This is a genomic window from Brevibacillus sp. FSL L8-0520, from assembly GCF_037963895.1.
Classification (GTDB): domain Bacteria; phylum Bacillota; class Bacilli; order Brevibacillales; family Brevibacillaceae; genus Brevibacillus; species Brevibacillus borstelensis.
Window position 1 is genome coordinate 2,814,229 of sequence record NZ_CP150171.1, and the last position, 20,793, is coordinate 2,835,021.

The following is a 20,793-nucleotide window of genomic DNA, read 5'->3' on the forward strand; positions in this document are numbered from 1 at the left end:
GTTTGGAAGGCGGCTCCGAACAAAAGCATTGTTATATCTCCGTGCTGGTTTGCCCGGAGCCCGACGCATCCACTTGAACGGTTGTACTTCTTTCAAGTGACATGTGTGTTCACCTCGCCTCAAAAACTTGTAAACCATCTACAACCATTATAGCGAATTATCGCTCCAGAACCAGACATCATCTTCCTCTAACATGAAATCCGACGCCGGGTGAATGTCCATAACAGTAGAGCCATTATGCTGACTGTTGCCCCAAGCAGGCAAACGCCACTCCAGCCCGCATAGGCGTACATGCTGGTCGAAGCAATCGAACCGGACGCGCTTCCGATGGAATAAAAAACCATGTAGCCGGCGGTCAGGCGGCTGCGCGCTTCGGGGCGTACGGTAAAGAGAATGCTCTGATTGGTCACATGGACGGCCTGCACCGCCAAATCCAGGATAACCACGCCAACAATCAAAACAGGCAGCGAGTTTTCAGCATAGGAGATCGGGAGCCAGGACACGATCAGCAATGTGAGCGCGATACCGGTGGACCACTCTCCGAAGCCTCGATCCGCGAGCCGGCCTGCTCTGGCTGCTGCCAATGCTCCAGCAACTCCGGCAAAGCCGAAGGCCCCGATGGCGGTATGGGATAGCGAAAGCGGCGGCGAGCTAAGCGGCAAGACGAGTGAAGTCCATAATATGCTGAATGCAGCAAAAATCAACAAAGCAAGCCCAGCCCGAATCCGCAGAATTCTCTCCTGCACGAATAAGTCAATAACGGAGCCCAGCAGCTGCGAGTATGTCATCGACGTTTTTTCGCGTTCTTCGCGAGGCAGCACTATGACCAAAGCGGCGACCATGAGCAGCATCATTGCTGCAGAGACGAGATAAACTGAGCGCCAGCCGGCAATGTCGGTCAAAATGCCTGCAAATGTTCTCGCCAGCAATATGCCAATGACCACCCCGCTCGTCACCAGGCCGACAATTCGCCCCCGTTCGGATGGGGCAGCCAAAATTGAAGCATATGCGACAAGCGTCTGGGTCACAACGGCCAAAAAGCCGATTACAGCCATGCCTGCCAACAGGATCGAAGCGGCAGGAGCAGTACCTACTACGGTTAGCGCAAGTACGGACAAAAGCATGTGGCACAGAATCAGTCGGCGTCTGTTCAACAAGTCTCCAAGCGGCACCAGTAAAAAAAGCCCCAATGCATAACAAAGTTGGGTAACGGTAATCACAATGCCAATCGATGAATGACGAAGTCCGAACTCCCGAGCCAAAGAGTCGAGCAGCGGTTGAGCGAAATAGATACTGGCTACAGCCATCCCGCAGGCGGCCGCGAACAGCAGTGCAACAGAGCGAGACATCGATCTGACCGGTATACAAGAGGCAGTAGCGGACTCCGGTTGCCCCCTGTCCGCAATGGCTCCGTCCTTTTGATCGACAACGACTTCTGTTTTTTGGGAAAGCCCCTCTCCACTCAAGCTACAACCCTCCAGTTTCATAGCGAAGAAAAATTTTATACTGATCGGTAAATAATTATCCTTTCCCATTTATACAGCTCGCGAACTTCATATGTCAACAAAATTCTCTTCTCGATTTGACACAATGCTGGCAGAAATATAAAATCATATCATACCGTTCGATATAAAAAGGGGTTGTTGTGATGGCTCGCTCACGAGAATTCGATGTGGAAAAAGCATTGGACGCAGCCATGCATGTATTTTGGAAAAAGGGATACGAAGCGACTTCACTCAGCGATTTGACGGCTGAAATGGGCATCCAACGGCCAAGCATCTATGCAGCTTTCGGGGACAAAAAAGAGTTGTTCGAAGCAGCGCTGAGGAAATATACACGATTCCACGCTTCCCGTGTCCGGGCGGCACTCCAAAAACATCCGTCTGTGAAAGACGCGTTTCGGTCTTTTTTTGAAAGCTTGACCGCTGAGGACTATGACCAAAATCCGACCCGGGGATGCTTCTGCATCAACACAATGGTCGAGCTTGCACCACACGATGAGAAGTTTGAAGTTCTTACGAGGGAGCATCAGATGTATCTTTCGGCGATTTTTCAGGAAACGCTTGAACGAGGGATACAAACGGGAGAACTGAAGACAGTCAAGAATGCAAAAGCTCTTGCGCAAACGCTTGTCGTGTCGGTCATCGGGCTCACCGTCATGATGAAATCTCGCCCGGACCGCTCCTTTATCAATCATGCCGTAGAGGTTACCCTCTCATTGATCAAATAGCCTGTTTGGAGACGAGCGTTACTTAAACCTCCTCGTTTCGCAAAAAAGCTCCTTCCGCTATTAATATGGCGTTACTCTCATAGTGGAATGATCCCTCCTGAACGATGTGGAATCTCGCAATACTTAGCTGGATTCCAGTCTATGTTTGGTGTGCATCCGGTTTCAGGTGAAAAATATGATGGAAGCAGATGGAAGCACCTTATATAATAGGACTATTACGGCGAGCGAGCTCTCATTTTTTATCCGGAGCAGGATTTGCTGAAAGGACGCTTCGACCGTACATACTCCCTGTATGCAAGCTGAGGGCAAAAAAAACAACGCGGAACCGGGTTACAATCAACGCTTCGGCCAAGGAGGAAAAAATGGAAAAGAAGGATATTCTGGATCAGGAGAAAGACTTTGGGTTTGCACGGGTTTATGGGGTTGAACTGAAATACAGGCAGCAGCCAAAACTGGATCGGGCGCTCCTCTATGAAAAAATGAATCTCTACACGGGCAAAATCGAACAGCCGGACCGGGAAAAAACAGATGACCCTGCCCTTGCTGTTTGGGAAGCCAACGAAGCCGATAAGGAGCTGCTGATGCACTTCTTCCATTTAAACTACATGGTACAGTACGCGGAAGGAGAAATGCCCGCTCAGACCAGCTTACTGAATTTCGAGAGCCGGCCTGCGGCAGAATACGAGACCGCGATTCAGCAGTCCTGGCATTGGCAAGAAGCAGCTCAAACGCTAAACGAATGCAACTATTCACTCCTTTTGGTCGATATGATGGCATCCGGGCTGGAGCCTCAAGCAAGATTGCAGCTTTTCACCGACGCCCTTCGAGCGGTACTGGAAGCAGCTCCTTGCGATGCGATCTACTTTCGGGCGAGTGACAAGCTTGTAGAGCCCCAGGCTTATTTGGCTGCCATCGAAGAAGGTGCCATCTTATATGGAGCTATGAATATACGCTTTTATAACGTGCAAGGGACGGGAAGCGGTCGGGCGGAAGGCCTGATGGACTCGATCGGTCTCGCTGCACTTGGCATTCCCGATGTTCAGTGCCATTTTTATGATCTCGACCCTTCTGAGGTTGCCGATCATTTAATGAATATTGGCTATTATTTGTTTCACCAGGGAGACGTGATCGCTGACGGGGAAACTGTCGGTTTCAGCGAAGATATGCGTTGGCGCTGCGAGCACCAATATGCGCTCGCGGCCCCACATCGCGTCGTTATCGATATCGATCCGGGAGAACCTTATTATGCTGGAAGGCAGGGGTACACCGAAGCAGATCGTTAATCACGGCTGATTGAGGACATAAGGATTGTCCTGTGAAAGCGGCATGACAAGCGTTTTGGCAGAGGCGGAAGCTTGCCGGAAACTGGTGGTTTGAAAACAGGGCAGCAATGGCTCCAGAAAAATGGAGTGAAACCCGCAATCCATGGGGTTTCACTCCGCCTGTCGCCGACTCATTTTCTATTCCTTTACTAATCCTCCTCTCAAATTGCGAACACCAAACTCCAAATACCCTTTCAGACAGGTCAGCATAAATACCCACCCTTCTTTGTTGTCCACCAATTTGCTTATCAGCTCTTCATCATTCTCATTAAAGCCTTCTTCGTTTACTTCAATAATCGTACTGGAATGATCCAACTCTGTCAGGGTAATGGCAACCACGTGTTCCTCTTCGGGGGGCCCCCATTTGAACACGATTTTTTTATCGACCTCCACTTCGGTTACGTGAATCTCCGCTGTTGCATCATAAAGATCGTATTTCAGTGTGATCGTCTTGCCTTGTTCCCATCTTTCAGAGCTTGACGAAAACCAGAAATTCCCGATTTTCAAAGGGTCTACGAATGCCTCAAACACTTCTTTAGCCGGTTTTTCTATCTTGAATTTTGTCAGGTTGTTCATACCTCGCATCAGCTCTCTTTTCTGGTTAAGTGGACCTTCCTAGCGAAAAATCGACAGAGAATGTCTGTTCACCTATGCGTGCACTACTATTATGTACATGTTTATCCTAAAAACCCGTTCATAGATCCGGATCGTAAAGCCGCGTTTCTGACATATGCAGCGATAGTAGTTGATGAGTTCTACCTTGAGAATATAAACGCTTTGCCATCCGCGTTGCATATTTGCGTCCCATTCGGCAGCTCAGCATAAGGCTGTTCCCAGTGCACATGCCCGCAGAACACCAGCGTGCTCTCTCCAGCCTCCAATACCGTCCGTATACCGGCATGTCCCAACTGGCCGGAGTTCACTCCTTCGGGCCCCTGGTGAAGCAACAGCACATCGGGCTTTTTCCGTAAAATCCGGTTCAGCGCAAGCAAATACCCTGGTTCCCCGGCATTGCCGTTACATAAGGAATCCGGTCAGCAGGTTCCCATTCGATTTGTTTGATTCTCATGCTTGCATCACCACATCTCTCAGTTTGATCTCTATCGTACCTGAAGACATCGTGAAACGCACTCCCCCACAGGTTGGGATTCATAATTACGCCTTCTTGGAATATAGCAATGGCAGAGTCAGCGTGACAGATATCGCACCGGAATTCCTTTCGCCGACCGCAAATGGCTCCCATCGCTCACCTGCCCCCGGATTCGCAAATTTCAGGTACAGGAAGGCGAAGTAGTTCACTCTATCCTCACACATATCGATGAGACCAAAAAACAGGAGCTTCTGAAGCAGATTGCCCTTTATATTGAAACCAGGCCCGAATCGGGAGCGTGGCCTACCGAGCCTTTGATATCTTGACATACGCAGCGGCCCTTATAGAACACTCTTGTGCACTTATACCGAGCGATATTGCCCGTCTTGGCGTGTTGGCACGTACTTGGCCTTCATCAGTCAATAGCACAGTTACGTATTTCCTCCATTGCCTCTTTCACATTTCTCTCCGGATTCAGTGTGCGGATCATTTCTTCAGTGAGGGGAGCACCGCATTCCCGTTTTCTTGTTCGAAGAAACAATCTTTTTGAGCGTTCACTGTTTTTCGGAAATACTAGCTCTTTGTTTCATACACGATGCTTGCCAGAAAAGCGGAAGGCAGCACTTCCCCGCCAGCGTCGTATGCAGACTCAACGAACACCTCCAGCTTTTCCTCCGAGGAGATCTCTGCCTCCCCTATCGTGACGTTGTGTTTCATCCTTGGCCCGACTCCTTTGCTCTTGCGATTTCGCTTGGGTTATAACCGAACGTTTTGCGGAACAGGGAAGCAAAATGGCTTATATTGTGATAACCGACCATCACAGCTGCCTCGCTGACATTGGCCTTTCCTTGCTCCAGCAATTTACGGGCTTCACTCATTCGCAGGCCTCGGACATAGCCGAAGACCGTTGTGCCGAACAATTGCTTAAAGCCGAGCTTGAGCTTGTAGTCGTTAAGGCCGACGAGTCTGGCCAGCTCAAGCAAACCGGGAGGCTCTCTCCACGTGCGTGTCAAAATCTCTCTCGCATAATGAAGGCACTGGATATCACCTGCATTCAGCTTGGATTCCGCACGAACCCGTTTTTCCACTTTTTCCGCCGCATCCAAATGATGGACCAGGAGCTCATACGCTTTTCCTTCGAGGAACATCCTTTGGAGCTTGCCGGAATAAGGGCACTGTTTGATTTGCTCGGCGATAAGCGAAAGATGGGGCGAGCCGGCGGTTTGCCTGCAAAAGGATGGTTTCTCCGATATCCGGGAAAGTTCGGGCAGCAGTTCCCGGAAATACCGAACGTCGACCCGAAGTTCCAGATGCACGTACCTCTCCACGGGAAGCAGTTCGAAACGCAGCTTCGAATCTTGAATATAGATGAGATGGGAAACGCCAGGTGCCAAACAATACCCCCGGGATGAGCCAGCCGTTTCCCAGAAACCTTGACCTGAAAGCGTATAACCGATTTCCAGGTGAGGATAACGGACCCCGACGTCCAACGTCACAGGCTCGTGAATGCTTCCCTCATACAAATTGATCTCCATGCCTGTTCGGAGCAAAATCCGCTGCAATTGAGCAGCCCCTCCCAATATCGGAATGGATTGAAAGTGCTGTTCAGGCTGAGGAGAGACGGTGACATCGCTTAGCTCCTCGATCATGCACCCCAAGTCATGGGTATCCAGTTGAAGCTTCAAACCAGCTCCCTCCCTCCCCTGTTTGATAAAATGACCATACGAGCGGTTCCCCCTTGGAGGAGAAGAAGTTTCCACGGGAAACAAGCAAACTTATTATTCACAGTTTAAATAATAATGAAAATCATTGTCAACAAAGATTGTAAAAAGCGGCTGCAGCGACCTTTGCAGTGTATCGTACCTTCCAAATATTTATGGCAAGAATCCAACCATTATCTTCGCCAAACTTATGCCTTTGCGCCGTTAGAAGATTTGAAGATGGGAATCTATCAATCGGGTGCAATCATTCGGGTACTGGCAAAACATCGATACAAAGTGTTTCTCCTGTATTTTTGGTTCAATCCTAGAGGACCTATTACCAATTATTGGGTATTCACCGAACACAAAAAAGCCACCAAAAGGAAACATGGTGGCTGAGTATCGATTTTTGCTGTCAGGATGTCCGCTCAAACCGCAAAGCAAAAAGACTCGATGCTATTTGCTTACGTCCTGATGGGCAGCAGTAGTCTCGATTGCCGCCCCTGTCTGCGTTCGGACAGCAAGCAGCGTAACAGCCATAATGATGACGAATAGGGCCACAAAGACGAAAGGCAGATGTTTGTCTAGCTGGTAAAGGCTCGTGCTGAGAATAGGGGCGATCACAGCAGATATACCCTGAACTGCTCCCACAAGCCCTGCTACTCCCCCCTGCTGCTCGTGGGAAACTGCAAGCGATGCTCCCGTCATAAATCCCGGCATCATCAGCCCGGCCCCAATCCCGAACAGGAAAAACGCTGCGTAATAACCTGCCATGCTGATGACGAACAAAAAAAGCGCCATGCTGCTCACCAGAAGCAGCGAGCCAGCCAGGATCAGCGGCTTGGGCTGCCATTTCGGGTTTTTCATTTGTAAGCCTTGCGTAACAATCATCGCAACACCGCTGAGCATCAGTCCCATGGAGATCATTCGTGCGGTTTCCCGGGTAGACAGGGATAATTGATCCTGGAAATAAAAGCCGCCGACGACTTGCAAGGTGATAATGCTGAGCATCGTAGCCAATCCGGCAAACAAATACAGGCGGACGCCTTTTTGAAACGGTTTCACCTTCTTCGGCTTTTCCCGAATCACTGGTTTTTGAGCCGGGATCATCAGCAGGACTACGCCAAATGCCACCAAAGGCAACAGCGAACCGATATAGAGCGGCCAGATCAGATCGATGAGTGCAAAAGCACCGGCAATCGCCGGACCAAGTACCAGTCCCATTCCATTAGCTGCCCCGATTACAGCCATTCCCGCCGAACGGCCTTTTTCATCCGTGATATCAGCCATATACGCTTGCGCCGACGACGGAACAGCAGGAATAAACATCCCGACCAGACCTCGTGCCACGATCAGCATCACAACCAAAAAACCGCCGCTGACGAGCCCGGCCAGACCGACATACATCGTCGCTGTGAACAGTACATAGCTTGCCAGCATCCCGAGAAAGCCGATTAATATAACGGGCTTTCTGCCTTTTACATCGCTCCAGTTTCCCCATACCGGAGCCATTGCCGCCATCGCGATAGATCCCAGCGAAATGATCAAGCCTGAGTGAGTCTCGCTCAACCCCAGCTCGCGTATCAACGGAGGCATGACGGGGGCGATGATCATCAAGCCGACCATCGCGACAAAAACGCTAAAGAAAATGCCGAATCGAATTCGCAACATTTGAACATCCTTCTCCTTCCGCAAACAGCCTCTACTCAGCATGTTTGTTTCGATGGTAAGAGAAAAACAGAACAGCTGCTACCTCGATAAGGATTCATTTATGCGGTAAAACGGATTTTTTTAATTTTTGCCGGTAACCGCCTTGGACCGTCAATTGACAAAACCATTCTCTGAAAGGCATGGCCGATTCACGTTTTCGAACATCCAGCGAAAAAAAGACACCAGCGCTACGCTGGCGTCCATTCAGTCTCCGCTCTCCGGCTGAGACTCGACCACATGTGTAAGGATCGACAATTTGTTCGTCCAAAACTGTTCGTAATAAGAGAGCCACTCTTTCAATTCGCTTAACGGTCCGGGATGAAGGCGGAAACGCTTTTCCCTCCCTACCTTGCGTCCGCAAACCAATTCGGCCTCCGAGAGTATTTGCAGGTGTTTCGCAACTGCTGTTCGACTCATCGGAAAGTGGGAGGTGATTTCAGAAATAGGCAGTTCTTTTTCTGAAAGCAATTTTAAGATCTCTCTGCGAGTCGGGTCAGCAATCGCCTGAAATACGTCATGTTTTTGTACGGCTGACATTAACCCTCAACCGCTTGGCGCAATCTGTCATGAACAATGGACTCCCATCCGTTGTTCATGCGGTCGCGAATGACTGCCGCTTCCTCGTTGGCCTTCGGCACAGTTGCGTCCGGCTGCTTCCATCCGCTGTGAACCAGGGTAAATTCCGTCTTGTTGCCCAACTCTTTTAACGTAAAAGAAACGACCCAACCATCTTTATCCCATGAAAAAGAAAGGCGGTGAGGCTCGTCGATTTCCAGGACTTTGCACGGCGAGGGACCAAAAGGTGATTGCAGGTGGAACTCGTGCCCCACGACTGGCTGAAAGTCATTGGGCATAAACCAGGCTGCAATGCCTTCTGCAGTGGATACTGTATTCCATACTTTTTGAATCGGGGCATTAAGCACAACCGTCTTGTTGATATCCGGTACGGTGTTTTTTTGATTCGAGTCCATTATGTGTTCTCCTTTGTTCTGCCGGTTTATGAAACCAATTGGTTTCGCTTTTGATTATATAAAACCTTTTGGTTTCGTGTCAACAATGCCCTATCGTGAAAATGGCCGGGATTTATCCCAACTATCGTCCAATTCCAACGGTTCCGTCGTTTTTTATATGGCAGCACTCTTGTATGTAAGTTTGTGGACCTTTGATCTTGTTTATGTATCCTCCCTTTTATTTTCCAGTAGCAGTGAGAAATTCTCCCCGCTTCGGTCGCCTGCGCGTTTATGAGCCGTATTGTTTTAACCGCTGATTCATTTGCTCCTGCTCTTGTTCTTGCTTCTGCTCTTGTTCTTGCTTCTGTTCGGTTTCTTTCTTCCGAAACTCATTTCGAACTTCGGCTAAAAGCTTCTCAAGTTTAGCTACTTTCGTTGACTCATCAATTCCATTTCTTACGGCTGTTTTAATGAGCAAATAGGCGATATAGAGTACAACCACACACAATCCCAAGAAGATTAACAAATCCAAAACGTCTCTCCTCCCTCTCTGACCGTCCGCCTCAAGACATTGACCACTTCCGCAAAAGCAAGTTCCATTACTTGGACTTTGCTTTCTCCCAGGTTGAAATCTTTTTCCAGGCTTTAGCAGACTGTGCTTTTACAACCAGGCAATAACATGGATAGTATTGGTTTTCTGTGAAATATATCCAAAATATGTTACCATTTTTCTCCCCCAAAAAAATACACCTGAAAACGAAAAAAGGTGGTCCGCATGATTGAAACAAACAGACTGGTTTAACAACTGTATGAACTATCTGCCATTCCGCCCCTGCATAGAATCCTATCCGACTCCGTCACCATGCGTTTCACAGAAGGGGTTGCCGCCTGCAAAGCGTTTGCATTCAATGACCCCCAGTTGCCAAGACTTTGCACAAATATGGCGACCGTCCATACCGCTTCTGCTCATGTTGCCGAGAAGATCGGGATGAAATGAGTAAAGGAATTTATAAACAATGGCAAACAAAATAAACTAACCGATTTGTATTCCGTAGCAAGCGACACCAGACACGCTATGACATTGGTAAGATAACGGAACATACAAGCTTGCTGAAAAAATACATGTCCGTGTTCTCTCCTTCATTGGCAAAACTATGCTTGAGGTGAGCCAATGTCGATGAAAAGCAGATGTACTTGTCTTCTGTTTTGCCTGTCCCTGGCAAGCATATCTTTTGCCACTGCATCCAGCGCCAATGAATCCGGCGAAGGGTACATCAAGATGTTTGACAAAAAGCTCGAAGAAGCTCAACGAGCGAATGCATGCAAAGAGCGCCTAAGACGGCTGGAGCCACCCGAACCGGTAAAACTCCAAGACCCTCCCTTTTTGCCTGAAGGAGCTTTTCCGTCAGTCGTTCTGCCCATCAATGAGATCGTGCAAACAGGAAAAAAACTCCCTTATCGAACGATCGTAAGCCTTCCCTCCTATCAGCGCCCTGCATACGAGGAACATTGGCACAGCACTGTCGGGCGCTGGAGTTATATGCCGAACCGAATCCACTATGCCCTCCATCGGTTGTTTACCGCATACGATATCGGACTTTCCAGCTGGTACGATTTTGAGCACAATATGGGTCTTTCCATCCCCATGTTTCAGAATGAAAAATCACTGGACTTGTACATCGTTGCCTTTCAAACAGAAGTGACCCAAGTTTATACAAAAGGAAATCAAGTCGTTGTGGTAGGAAAACCGAAAAGGACGGGAGCAGTCGCGATCACCATCAAAACGGGGGATCTAGAGCCTGCAAACAAAGCGGAGCCACTGCTCGTCCAGTTGGCGACCACAAGCGGGGACGAAATAGATTATTCGCTCATTGAATATGTGCCGCCAGATTTTTGGAACAAGCAAAATGAACAGCTGAAAAAACAAGAACGAAAAAAAGACGCTTGAAAAAGCGTCTTTACGTGTATTGGCACCTTGCCAAGCGTATTGCTTACCGACAAAGACAGTACTGTCGGGAATGCTTGTAATGTTTGGATATACGAATGGCAACAAGGTCACTTCCCGCACACGGGTCGCATGAACCAACCTTTTCAGGCGTCAATCCGCGGTCCGCGGGATCAAAACTATTTTTTCTTCCCATACAATATCCGCAGATCAATCGTGATCTCGGAAATATCCATATCTTTTGCCTTCTGCAAGTCCTCTTCCGTGCATCCCCACGATAACGGTGTCATCCGAATCAACGGTTCGACCAGCGCTTTTTCAAGCTTCCAACTATATTTCAGCCGCTCACTTTCTACAAGCTCAAACGCTTCTGTAAATCTCGCGACCGTATTGTCGTTTGCGTACAACTGCTTGTCGCTTTGCTCATAGAAAATTGCCCGCAGCTCCTGGAGATATCCGCTTTCCGGGATTACCTTGATCACCATTCCATCGTCTTTGAGCATACGTTGGCACTCTGCGTAATTCGAAGGCGACAAGATCGCCAGAATGAAATGAAATTGCTGGCTGGCAAATGGGCAATTGGCAATATCGGCGACACACCAGATCATATCCGGATAGTCTCTGGAGGCGAGATAGATCCCCTCCTTGGCAATATCAGCCCCCACTGCCAACAACTCGTGAGGCGAGCTTTGCACGATCTTTTCTCGGATAGCAAATAAATGCGCGCCTTCTCCACATCCTGCATCCAATATCCTCAGCGGCTCGCGTGTCGACTCGTGCTCACGGATGATCCTGCCGCCAATCTGATCGACCAGCGGCTGAAACACTCCGCTCTTGTAAAGACTCCTTCTCGATTCGAACATTTGTTTATCGTATTTCGTTTTGAGGCCGTGGGACAGAACATTCACGTACCCCTGTCTGGAAAGGTCAAAGGTATGATGATTCGTACATTGCAGGCTTTTCTCAAGAATCAACTCCATGGCCCCTGAACAAAGCGGACAACGAAACAAGCCATTATTCGCTGAAATAAGACCCGCAGACTTGATCTTCTTGCTGTTATTGGACACAAAAAAGCACCCCATTCATTCGTATTTCGGTGAATGAAAAAGGCACAGATAAATAAACCCAGCCATTTTGACTGAGATTACATAATCTGTACCTTACATTACCGTAAACGAATGAATTGGATGATCATGTTGGTAACCTCTCCCGTAACAAATCTGGCGAAGGGGATATTTCCCTTGCGACATTAAGTATAGCACTTTTCGTTATGGGAAAAAAGGTTATGGAAAACAGAGTGCTTTTACAATAATCCTCTGCCGATAAAATTGGCGGATACCGGCTGCAGACCAAGCTCTCTCGCCCAGATGGACAGCTGTCCCATATGGTGGATCTCGTGCGCGATCACATGCCTTACTATTTCTCCTTGTGTGTACGCTGTTTCGGACCAGGAAACGGTCACTTTCTCTCGTTCATTTTCACCAGACCACGATTCCAGAAAGGATGCGATTTCACTGCGGCATGAATCGGAAAAATCTTTCACCCGATCAAGTGACTGGTAGTCGCCAAAATTCGGCTCAGTGTCCGGTTTGCCTTGGATCCCGAAGATGATCCAGCTATACTCCACATCCACGATGTGAAACAGCGTGTACAGAATGCTGCCGGCTCCGCCCACACGGCTGCGCAGCAATTCTTCGCGGGGCAGTTGCTTCAACAGCTCCAGCCATTCATCTCTGACCATCCAATTATAGTGGAACAATGCTTGCATGTTTTCCAGCTCCTTTTCCGCCAAAAGATTGGATTCGAATTTGCCCCCGTAAACGGAAGAAATCGTTTTGGGCGTTCACTTTGCCATCTTTCTTGGTCAATGCCGAGAAGCTCGTACTTTTTCCATTTGACTCAACACTCTTTGAAATTGAGGGTGTATATTGTTTGTCGTACAATTCTGAAATCTCTCTCCATCTCGAACAACTATTGCTATATTATGCTTTATGTAACAAACATTATCAATAACCGCTACATGATAGACATTCCTTCTAGGATGATTTCTCATTACAGAACAGTTGCAGCGAGTTACTGGAAAATTGGTGTTGTCTAAATCCATCCCATGCCGATCGACTTGAAGGTTGAACTGCTGTCCTTTTCGTTGATTTGATTCAGCCATACATTTCAATGATTGGCATCATAAGAAAGAGGCCGACCTATCCGTAGATATTTCTAGGGAAGGGCAGCCTCTACGTTAAATAGCTCTGTGCTATAGGCAAAAAAGGGCGGGAGTTTCAAGAAGCGCCGAAAAGGCAAACAGAGTCGAGTTTAATGGAACGCAGGATGGAGCCGCGACGGCGTATAGATAGGAAGACTGACGGTGAACGTCGATCCTACCCCGATCTCGCTTTCAATATGGATTTTCCCGTGGTGGTTTTCGATAATGTTATAGCTGACCATCAGGCCGAGTCCGTTTCCGTCCTCTTTGGTGGAATAAAACGGAGAACCGATTTGCTTCAGCTTTTCTTTAGGAATCCCGCACCCTTGGTCGATAAAGCGGATAACGGCAAGCTCCTGTTTTTTCTTGACCTGGATCAGGAGCTTCCCGCCGCCCGGCATTGCTTCAATCGCATTTTTCATCAGATTGATGAACACTTGCTTCATCTGATTTTCATCGCAGTAAATGGTGACGCCGGGGGTAAACGCGGTCAGTATCTGTACATTATGGATAAGAGCCTGCGTTTCCAATAATGTAATGACGTTTTGCAGCATTGATTTAACATCTTTCTCCTCAAACTTTCGATCTGTTGGCTTGGCCAGCAGCAAAAGCTCGTTGACAATGACTTCGATCCGGTCCAGCTCCGCTTCCATAATGTCCAGATACTCTGTTTTATAGTCTGGTCCCTTTTTGATGAGCTGTAAAAATCCTTTCAGCGATGTCAATGGATTGCGGATTTCATGTGCAATGCCCGCCGCTAGCTGGCCGGCTATCGTCAGCTTTTCCGAATTTCGCAAAAGCTCCTCGGTCAATTTTCGCTCGTTTTCAAGCAAAAGACCCTCCGATCTTTTCAAAGCGGTAATATCCTGCACTTGTGTGAGAAAATAGAGCGGGCGCCCGCAGTCGTCCCGGACCATGGAGACGTTCAGCAGCACCCAAACCACGCGACCCTGTTTCAAAACGTAGCGCTTTCTCATCTGATAGGATTCGATCTTCCCTTCCAGCAGCTGTTGCATGTAATCAAGGTCTGCCGCGAGATCGTCGGGATGGGTAATATCCTGGAAGGTTCGGGACAAGAGCTCTTCCTCTGTATAGCCGATCAGGTCGCAGAAGGATTGATTTACTTTCATCCATTGCCCATCCAAGGAGACCAAAGCCATTCCAATCGAAGAATATGTAAATGTCTGTAAAAACAGTGATTTGTTCTCCACATCAGCACCAAACTTCAACGAATATCGCTCCTTCCAAATCTCGATTGTGACAAGCAATTTGCGAGAACCTTCCTCTGATTTGCCCGGAGTTTTCATGATGGCCAGCCGCTGCATCTTCCTCTCTTTCGCTTTACGGAGCACTCAGCATAAACACGATAATACTCTTGTCCATCCTTGCATTGGATGCAACGAACAATTCGATGACCCTTCTGTTCAGAACACTTTCAATATGGCTGTTTTTGCCTAGAAACTGCTTCTCCACATTTTTCTTCGCCAAAAGGACAATGCCTTCGTGTCCAAGCCGGATCAATTCTTTTTCGATCTGGACAAATACACCCTGCTGTATAAGCAGAATCAATCTCGCATGCAATTGGTAGGAAACGAGGTTCTCCGGTTTTCTCTGCACTTGCTCATGGTGCAGGTATATCTCGCGATGCAAAGCTTCCTTTCCTTCATAAAGCTCTGAAAAGGAAGGATTGTATGAAAAAGGCGTGGAAGCAATCCCCAAAAAAAGCCCCGACTTTCGATGGAAATTCCAGTCGTAATAAAACTCGGTAATCTCTCTTTCTGTTATTTTATTTATGTACGTTTTGATTTCCGGCAACAGCTTTTGCATGAGTGAGTCTCTGATACTGTTAACTGTGGTTTCCTGGCCTTGTTCCAACAACACCTGTTCGATAGGAGACAAGAAGTTTTTGATATAGACGGTAATAAAAGTATGTCCGATCGATACAAAAATGGATTCCGGTCCCTTCCCAAAGTTGTCCCGAAGGATTTTCCCAATATAGCTGCTGATCTCTGTTTGCTGAACTACGCTTTCCATCGTTTCATTCCTTTTAAAAGGGTAGTTGTAGAGTAGAGAACTGAAACTTTCGGGCGACCGTATGGTCGCCTTGCTCATTTCAGCTCCCCCTCATCAAACCGTACGTGAGGTTTTCCCTCATACGGCTTTCCGATGTTCTTCTTTCTTTGGCATTCGGCTTACTTTATCCGGCTAATTTCAATAAACTACCCTGCGTGTTTTGTATGACCTTCAGCTTTCCGGCATGTTTATTCCGCTTGCTTCTTTTCTTGTTGCAGAAGATTGTAAGGCGTTCAATCACATACCAGTCTATCCGTCTTGCCCATCGTTTGGCGATGGGCGAGATGAAGTAGTAGTTCTTGAACCCCCTTAGCTTGCGATTTAGCCCTTTCACTAGCTCTTCTAGAGACAGAAACAGTTTGTTCCTTGGTGCAGTGTATTCCTTAATTTTACGTCTCATTTCCTTCATTGCTTTCTTAGCTGGTACATGAGACATAGCAAATACCTTGCTCCCCCCTTTGTTGAACACGGGGAATTTGCGATGGTGCAGCCCAAGAAAGTCAAACCCAGTGGAATTGTCCCAAATATTAACGAGTCTAGATTTCTCTTTACTGAGACTAAGCTCCAGCTTGTTTAGAATAGCCATCAGCACTTGAATGCTTTCCAATGCTTCTTGTTTGGTTCTGCACATGATAACGAAGTCATCCGCATAGCGGATAAGTGTGCCAAGATGGGAGAATTGATTTTCCCAAATGGTGTCCATGTAGTTTAGATAGATGTTTGAAAGAAGAGGCGAGATTACCCCTCCTTGCGGAGTTCCCAGTTCTGTTTCATGGAATTGATCATTTTCCATGACCCCAGCCTGCAGCCATTGTCGGATAAGTTTCAGAACACGTCTGTCGCTGATTCTCATTTCGACCAGTTTCATCAACTTCTCATGGTTGATGTTGTCGAAATACCCTTTAATGTCAACATCTACGACCCAATAACACCTCTTGCTTGCTTTGCGTATCTGTGCAATTGCCTGGTGAGCATTTCTTCCTGGCCGAAAGCCATAAGAACAGTCCCGAAAATCAGCTTCAAAGATCGGTTCAATGACTAGCTTAGTAGCCATTTGGACCACCCGATCCTTGATCGTCGGGATGCCGAGTGGACGTTTCTTGCCATCCGGTTTAGGGATGTAAGTTCGACGAACCGGATGTGGACGATACCGCTTTTCTTTTAAATCTAGATAGATCTCGTTAAGAAAACGGCTCTCCCCATACTCCTCCACAATCTGTGCGATGGATTGTCCGTCGATTCCTCCGCTCCCTTTATTTGCTTTTACTCTCCTCCAAGCTGTCGCTAGAATATCCGGGCGGTAGATTTTGTCATACAAGGCATGAAATCGCCGTTTTGAGTTTGCCTTGGCACAAAGATATAGGGTTGTCCAAAGTTGTCGAGCTTTTACATCGGTGTAGTTAGCAAGTTTACTTGCATTCACTCACTCTTACCTCCTTCGACCCGTGAACAAAGCAGGGCTCCTTCCCTCCATAAGGTTGTGTTGTCCTTATGTTCATCGGTACTATGAACCCCTCCGACTCCCTCTCTGCCATCCACCACTTCCCTTACGGTTATAGGTTTCCGTTTTACGCTCCTGACGGGGCGTGCAGAGTAGGGTCTCCCCAGTTCCGTTAACTACTTTCTCAACATACCGCTCCCCATACCCCGAGGGATTCATAGGTGCTGTATTCCAAGTTCTCCACACCGTCCTTGGCCTTCGCCCATATGAAACAAGCTCGGCTTCCCTTTGTCCACCTCTCGGTGGTCTTTCTTAACGAGGCTGCAGGATTCACTTTATGTTACGGCCTGCTGATTTGCTCGCACTCTTTCGAGTTACTTTGTCACAGGGCTTCAACCTTAGGATTTCTCCACCAGTTGCCTGTCAGCTACGAGGTGACTTGGCTCCTGCCTCGGTTGGACTTTCACCAACTAGCAATTAACGGCTTGCTGGGCACGCTTCAATTAAAAAAAGAGCCGGAACAGTCAGCCTGGGCAGCTGCCATTCCGGCTCATGTCTAGCTCATTTGTCATGTCTAGTTCATTTCCACCGAATTATGAGGTTGGATTGACGATAAATACGATGACACTTTTATCTCTTCCGAAATCCCAGTCTACAAATAAATCGACAACCTTGGTCCCAAGTATCGACTCAAAATGGAGATCATTGTGAAGCATACCTTTTTCCAATTGCCTTTTGGCGATCCGCAGCGATTCCGAAAAGCCGAGCCGGATGAACTCTTTTTCAATGGCCACCAAAATACCGTTGCGGACTACGAGGATGGTCCTCGTATTCAGTTTGTATGAGAACATCTCTTCCGGGATTTTTTCCACTTGAATGCTTATCTTTTCGATTTCCTCATGCAACTGCTCCTTACCCGTAAACGCTTCCGCAATTTCGCCTGCGTGCGGCAGCGGCTCCGAAGTAAGCGCGACAATGATACCCGACCTGTTATGTAAGCCCCAATCGTAATAAACTTCCCGAATCTCCACGCCCGTGGCTATTTTCAAGTACGCCGTGATCTCCGGAAGCAAATTTTTCATGAGCAAATCTCTCGTCTGCAGAATGGTGACGATCTGATCCTGTTCGAGCAGGACGCGCTCCATTGGCGAGAGGAAATTCCGCAAATAGCAGGTAATAAAGGTATGTCCCAAGGTGACAAAGACAGATTCGGGGCCTTTTCCAAAGTGATCGCGTAGAACCCGTCCGATATAACTGCTCAGGTCTCTTTGTACGTTAGTCTCCACATGATCAATCCTCTTGTAAGGAAAAGGCGTTCTTTCCTTTCCCCCATTTTACTATAACATAGACAAGGTAAATTTTCGGCATAAACCGTGAAACTTATACGTCCTTTTTATCCTATAGTAAGCTTTACCTCTTTTTGGGAGAGTTGAAACATGGACCTAAACATTTTTTCAATGCCGAACCCCAAACCAAATCCAGCCAAGACGAGATTATTCCTTAAACCAATCAGGCTTGCAGGTCTCGAAATAGCGATGATCCTCGCACAGGCTATGCAGTCGTTCGACCATTTCGTCTACTTTTTCGGGGGTTACGCGGACCGTCCAGACTATCGCGGAAAAGATTGACATGGCGGCATAGACTGCATACAGTGTCCAAAAGTCAGCCGGTATTCCCCTTACATAAAAATACCCCTCTATTTGTCCGACCGAAAAGGGAATGCTGCATTCCTTGCTAAAGAGTGCCAATTTATAGAAGTCGTGAATCGGATCGCCCCAATCGAAACGGTTGAAGTCAATTACTCCGGCATACCGCTTTTCATGGACAATCATGTTGCCAACATGAAAATCGTCGTGTTGAAACTTGTTGGGCCGGGCTTTCAGGAGCTTCTGGTGTTCATCAATAAAGCGGATTATCCGGGCGTCGTTTTCCATTTTCACTCCACAGGTCTTATACGCCTCCACATAGTTATGGTGCTTTCTCGTCGCTCGTTCATACCAAGAGGAAATCGAATGGGGGGCGGGATGCTGATGCAATTTGGCAAGGTCCTGCCCGGCGTCCCAGCCGATCCGGTATTGCTTCTCCGGTGTGCAATCGGGAATGGCACCTCTTGCATCTTCTCCGTCGATATAGCTGAGCAAGTAGTAGCACAACTCTGATTGCTCAAGCCTGCCGATGTCTATAGGCTGGGGGCTTTTCGCTCCGTACATTTGGATCGCTTCCATGATCCCGTATTCCGCGTATTTTCGCTCGTACTGCTTCAAGTCGGCCGTTCTCAACAGCAATTTGGTTCCGTCGTCATAGCTGACCACGTATTTTTGATCAGGTGAAAACCCTTCGGCAATTCGGCGGATGTCACTCGCATGAGCGAGTGCGGGAATGTTCTCCCGAAAGGCTTGCAGAATATCGTTCATCTCAGTGCCAGTACCCCCTCTTCAAACATTGTGGAAGAGAATTTTACCATAACGTGTATCCAATTGTTCCGTTTTTTCGGAATTATTTTCAGATTCCTCTCACCATCGTCATCACATCCGACTAAACAGCTACAGTTCTTGCCCTGGATGCAGAGGAACCAAAGAACGAAAAAAGACGCAAAAAAGCAACTGCCTCAAAGACAGTTGCTTTTTTGGGTGGGGCTTTTATATTTTCACTACATTTTCAGCTTGAGGTCCGCGATTCCCTTGGGTAATAGTGAACTGGACACGCTGGCCTTCATCCAGGGATTTGAAGCCCTCTCCCTGGATCGCACTGTAATGTACGAAAACGTCTTCCCCGCCTTCTACTTGAATAAACCCGAAACCTTTTTCTGCATTAAACCATTTTACTGTTCCAATCGTTTGCATTGTTGTAACCAACCTCCAACAGTAGTATATGCCAATCCAAGCTCCTTCATGTACATGAAAATCACACGCACACAAAGCAATGAAGAAATAATTATCCAAAAGGTGAATTACAGCCTTCATTACTATATTTGGTCCAAAAAGGTTTCGTCTATTGTTCAAACATCCAAAACGACGAAAGCCCTACCTCTCTTCCATCCTTGCGGCTCCGTAGACCGCGCCAGTGTGAATCAGAAATTCAAAAGAGGCTCATTCAAGTCTCTTCATAGTAACTGAATTGGAATGAAAAAGCAAATCGCAAGGATTCCGGCTCTCCTTTGAAACAAACTCTGGTCTCATCTCTTTGATCAATCTGTTCTGCTACACATCCAACCTTATCGGATGCAAATGCGTCAACAGCTCTCGGTGAATCTGGCCATTGCTTCCTACAACATGAGGCGTGCTGACCTTGTAGGAATTTCCTGCCATGTCGGTTACCTGTCCCCCTGCCTCCGTGATCAGCAGTGTTCCTGCCGCCACATCCCAAGCATTCAATCCATATTCCCAGAAAGCGGTCAAGCGCCCCGCTGCGACATAAGCGAGATGGAGAGCGGCGGACCCCAGCACCCTCATTGTTTGGCAGCGCGGTCCCAGCTCTCCTATCCCCTTCAACACCGCTTCACGCATCAGCGGTGTTGAGGGAAAGCCCGTCGCAATCACGCTTCTGGCTACATCCTCGGTGCCGGCGACCTTCAGCTCTTTCCCGTTGACAAACGCTCCCTTTCCTTTTTCCGCCCAGAACAATTCATCCTGGCTCGGGTCGTAAACGACGCCGACAATCACTTCTCCTTTGCTGGCCAGGGCGATGGAAACGGTGAAGCCCGGAATTCTTTGCACATAGTTGCTGGTTCCGTCAATCGGGTCGACGATCCAAAGAAAAGGAGTCTCGTCTGCCTTTGCTAGCGATTTTACAAAAGTATGGTGGTTTGCAAAGGACTCTTCTTCCCCTAAAAATGCATGGTCAGGGTACGCTTCCAAAATCCGTTTGCGAATGAGGCTTTCTGATGCTTTGTCAAGCTCTGTGACCACATCGAAGGCATTGCCTTTTTCTTCTATCGTAAATCGGGATTCGCGCCTGTTTTTGATCATCGTACCCGCTTCTTTCGCCACTTGCTTGGCAAGCTCTACATAGCTCACGCTTGTTTCCTCCTGTCTGGAAAACAGTCTTCAATGCCTTTGGCGATTGTAGGATGGAGGCACGTCAGCAGCAACTTCAGGATTCCCCTGTTTTTCCGTTTCCCTTTCATACC

Annotated in this window: 20 protein-coding genes; 3 read left to right on the forward strand and 17 right to left on the reverse strand. The window is 47.9% G+C overall.

The window, feature by feature from the left end:
• Positions 1-188 precede the first annotated feature (188 nt).
• The gene (locus NSQ24_RS13990; protein ID WP_243014199.1) at positions 189-1,349 is read right to left on the reverse strand and encodes an MFS transporter; all 1,161 of its coding nucleotides are present in this window, start codon (positions 1,347-1,349) and stop codon (positions 189-191) included.
• 299 nt (positions 1,350-1,648) lie between these two features.
• On the opposite strand from NSQ24_RS13990, the gene NSQ24_RS13995 reads away from it, so the two are divergent.
• Entirely contained in the window at positions 1,649-2,230 is a 582-nt protein-coding gene (locus tag NSQ24_RS13995) for a TetR/AcrR family transcriptional regulator (RefSeq protein ID WP_339166036.1), read from the forward strand.
• Positions 2,231-2,592: 362 nt separating this feature from the next.
• Positions 2,593-3,513: a DUF4261 domain-containing protein gene (locus NSQ24_RS14000; RefSeq protein ID WP_339166038.1), complete on the forward strand. Its 921-nt coding sequence runs from the start codon at positions 2,593-2,595 to the stop codon at positions 3,511-3,513.
• Positions 3,514-3,690: 177 nt separating this feature from the next.
• On the opposite strand, the gene NSQ24_RS14005 is transcribed toward NSQ24_RS14000, so the two are convergent.
• The 7 genes from NSQ24_RS14005 to NSQ24_RS14035 all read right to left on the reverse strand — a co-directional run bounded on the left by NSQ24_RS14005 (position 3,691) and on the right by NSQ24_RS14035 (position 9,534).
• Positions 3,691-4,128: an SRPBCC family protein gene (locus NSQ24_RS14005; RefSeq protein ID WP_003390432.1), complete on the reverse strand. Its 438-nt coding sequence runs from the start codon at positions 4,126-4,128 to the stop codon at positions 3,691-3,693.
• A 1,087-nt stretch (positions 4,129-5,215) separates the two neighbouring features.
• Complete coding sequence (locus NSQ24_RS14010; protein ID WP_155808006.1) at positions 5,216-5,359, reverse strand: hypothetical protein; 144 nt, start codon at positions 5,357-5,359, stop codon at positions 5,216-5,218.
• A complete protein-coding gene (locus NSQ24_RS14015) occupies positions 5,356-6,327 on the reverse strand; it encodes an AraC family transcriptional regulator (RefSeq protein ID WP_003390435.1) in 972 nt (323 codons plus the stop codon). Before NSQ24_RS14015 ends, NSQ24_RS14010 begins: the two co-directional genes overlap by 4 nt.
• Before the next feature lie 471 nt (positions 6,328-6,798).
• Complete coding sequence (locus tag NSQ24_RS14020) at positions 6,799-8,013, reverse strand: MFS transporter (protein ID WP_003390436.1); 1,215 nt, start codon at positions 8,011-8,013, stop codon at positions 6,799-6,801.
• Between the two features lie 243 nt (positions 8,014-8,256).
• Positions 8,257-8,589, reverse strand: coding sequence for a metalloregulator ArsR/SmtB family transcription factor (locus NSQ24_RS14025; RefSeq protein WP_003390437.1), 333 nt, complete (start codon positions 8,587-8,589; stop codon positions 8,257-8,259).
• Positions 8,589-9,023, reverse strand: coding sequence for an SRPBCC domain-containing protein (locus tag NSQ24_RS14030; protein ID WP_003390438.1), 435 nt, complete (start codon positions 9,021-9,023; stop codon positions 8,589-8,591). The genes NSQ24_RS14025 and NSQ24_RS14030 overlap by 1 nt, the downstream gene beginning before the upstream one ends.
• A gap of 268 nt (positions 9,024-9,291) precedes the next feature.
• Complete coding sequence (locus NSQ24_RS14035; RefSeq protein ID WP_339166039.1) at positions 9,292-9,534, reverse strand: hypothetical protein; 243 nt, start codon at positions 9,532-9,534, stop codon at positions 9,292-9,294.
• Between the two features lie 645 nt (positions 9,535-10,179).
• Between NSQ24_RS14035 and NSQ24_RS14040 the strand changes: the two genes are divergently transcribed.
• Entirely contained in the window at positions 10,180-10,950 is a 771-nt protein-coding gene (locus tag NSQ24_RS14040) for a hypothetical protein (protein ID WP_024983606.1), read from the forward strand.
• A 176-nt stretch (positions 10,951-11,126) separates the two neighbouring features.
• Here NSQ24_RS14040 and NSQ24_RS14045 read toward each other — a convergent pair whose 3' ends face one another.
• The 9 genes from NSQ24_RS14045 to NSQ24_RS14085 form a co-directional block, all read right to left on the reverse strand.
• Positions 11,127-12,029, reverse strand: a complete 903-nt coding sequence (locus NSQ24_RS14045; protein WP_170208423.1) for a putative RNA methyltransferase — start codon at positions 12,027-12,029, stop codon at positions 11,127-11,129.
• A gap of 221 nt (positions 12,030-12,250) precedes the next feature.
• Positions 12,251-12,715 (reverse strand): DinB family protein, encoded by a 465-nt coding sequence (locus NSQ24_RS14050; RefSeq protein ID WP_024983608.1) that lies wholly within the window; start codon positions 12,713-12,715, stop codon positions 12,251-12,253.
• Between the two features lie 545 nt (positions 12,716-13,260).
• Positions 13,261-14,475: a PAS domain S-box protein gene (locus NSQ24_RS14055; RefSeq protein ID WP_003390444.1), complete on the reverse strand. Its 1,215-nt coding sequence runs from the start codon at positions 14,473-14,475 to the stop codon at positions 13,261-13,263.
• Between the two features lie 16 nt (positions 14,476-14,491).
• Entirely contained in the window at positions 14,492-15,184 is a 693-nt protein-coding gene (locus NSQ24_RS14060; RefSeq protein WP_122959087.1) for a Na-translocating system protein MpsC family protein, read from the reverse strand.
• A 163-nt stretch (positions 15,185-15,347) separates the two neighbouring features.
• Entirely contained in the window at positions 15,348-16,646 is a 1,299-nt protein-coding gene (gene ltrA, locus NSQ24_RS14065; protein WP_024985477.1) for a group II intron reverse transcriptase/maturase, read from the reverse strand.
• Positions 16,647-17,257: 611 nt separating this feature from the next.
• Positions 17,258-17,950, reverse strand: a complete 693-nt coding sequence (locus tag NSQ24_RS14070; protein WP_122959048.1) for a Na-translocating system protein MpsC family protein — start codon at positions 17,948-17,950, stop codon at positions 17,258-17,260.
• A gap of 207 nt (positions 17,951-18,157) precedes the next feature.
• Entirely contained in the window at positions 18,158-19,078 is a 921-nt protein-coding gene (locus tag NSQ24_RS14075; protein WP_339166041.1) for an aminoglycoside phosphotransferase family protein, read from the reverse strand.
• A gap of 225 nt (positions 19,079-19,303) precedes the next feature.
• Positions 19,304-19,507 carry a cold-shock protein gene (locus NSQ24_RS14080; protein WP_003390449.1) on the reverse strand — a complete coding sequence of 68 codons (204 nt, stop codon included), beginning with the start codon at positions 19,505-19,507 and terminating at the stop codon, positions 19,304-19,306.
• 357 nt (positions 19,508-19,864) lie between these two features.
• Positions 19,865-20,680: an inositol monophosphatase family protein gene (locus NSQ24_RS14085; protein ID WP_039070331.1), complete on the reverse strand. Its 816-nt coding sequence runs from the start codon at positions 20,678-20,680 to the stop codon at positions 19,865-19,867.
• Positions 20,681-20,793: the final 113 nt, after the last annotated feature.

What these genes read in the sequence shown, in the direction of transcription:
- NSQ24_RS13990 (WP_243014199.1), bottom strand. Translation starts at nt 1,349, where the DNA reads ATGTCTCGCTCTGTTGCACTGCTGTTCGCGGCCGCCTGCGGGATGGCT.
- NSQ24_RS13995 (WP_339166036.1), top strand. Translation starts at nt 1,649, where the DNA reads ATGGCTCGCTCACGAGAATTCGATGTGGAAAAAGCATTGGACGCAGCC.
- NSQ24_RS14000 (WP_339166038.1), top strand. Translation starts at nt 2,593, where the DNA reads ATGGAAAAGAAGGATATTCTGGATCAGGAGAAAGACTTTGGGTTTGCA.
- NSQ24_RS14005 (WP_003390432.1), bottom strand. Translation starts at nt 4,128, where the DNA reads ATGAACAACCTGACAAAATTCAAGATAGAAAAACCGGCTAAAGAAGTG.
- NSQ24_RS14010 (WP_155808006.1), bottom strand. Translation starts at nt 5,359, where the DNA reads ATGAAACACAACGTCACGATAGGGGAGGCAGAGATCTCCTCGGAGGAA.
- NSQ24_RS14020 (WP_003390436.1), bottom strand. Translation starts at nt 8,013, where the DNA reads ATGTTGCGAATTCGATTCGGCATTTTCTTTAGCGTTTTTGTCGCGATG.
- NSQ24_RS14025 (WP_003390437.1), bottom strand. Translation starts at nt 8,589, where the DNA reads ATGTCAGCCGTACAAAAACATGACGTATTTCAGGCGATTGCTGACCCG.
- NSQ24_RS14030 (WP_003390438.1), bottom strand. Translation starts at nt 9,023, where the DNA reads ATGGACTCGAATCAAAAAAACACCGTACCGGATATCAACAAGACGGTT.
- NSQ24_RS14040 (WP_024983606.1), top strand. Translation starts at nt 10,180, where the DNA reads ATGAAAAGCAGATGTACTTGTCTTCTGTTTTGCCTGTCCCTGGCAAGC.
- NSQ24_RS14045 (WP_170208423.1), bottom strand. Translation starts at nt 12,029, where the DNA reads ATGGGGTGCTTTTTTGTGTCCAATAACAGCAAGAAGATCAAGTCTGCG.
- NSQ24_RS14050 (WP_024983608.1), bottom strand. Translation starts at nt 12,715, where the DNA reads ATGCAAGCATTGTTCCACTATAATTGGATGGTCAGAGATGAATGGCTG.
- NSQ24_RS14055 (WP_003390444.1), bottom strand. Translation starts at nt 14,475, where the DNA reads ATGCAGCGGCTGGCCATCATGAAAACTCCGGGCAAATCAGAGGAAGGT.
- NSQ24_RS14060 (WP_122959087.1), bottom strand. Translation starts at nt 15,184, where the DNA reads ATGGAAAGCGTAGTTCAGCAAACAGAGATCAGCAGCTATATTGGGAAA.
- NSQ24_RS14075 (WP_339166041.1), bottom strand. Translation starts at nt 19,078, where the DNA reads ATGAACGATATTCTGCAAGCCTTTCGGGAGAACATTCCCGCACTCGCT.
- NSQ24_RS14080 (WP_003390449.1), bottom strand. Translation starts at nt 19,507, where the DNA reads ATGCAAACGATTGGAACAGTAAAATGGTTTAATGCAGAAAAAGGTTTC.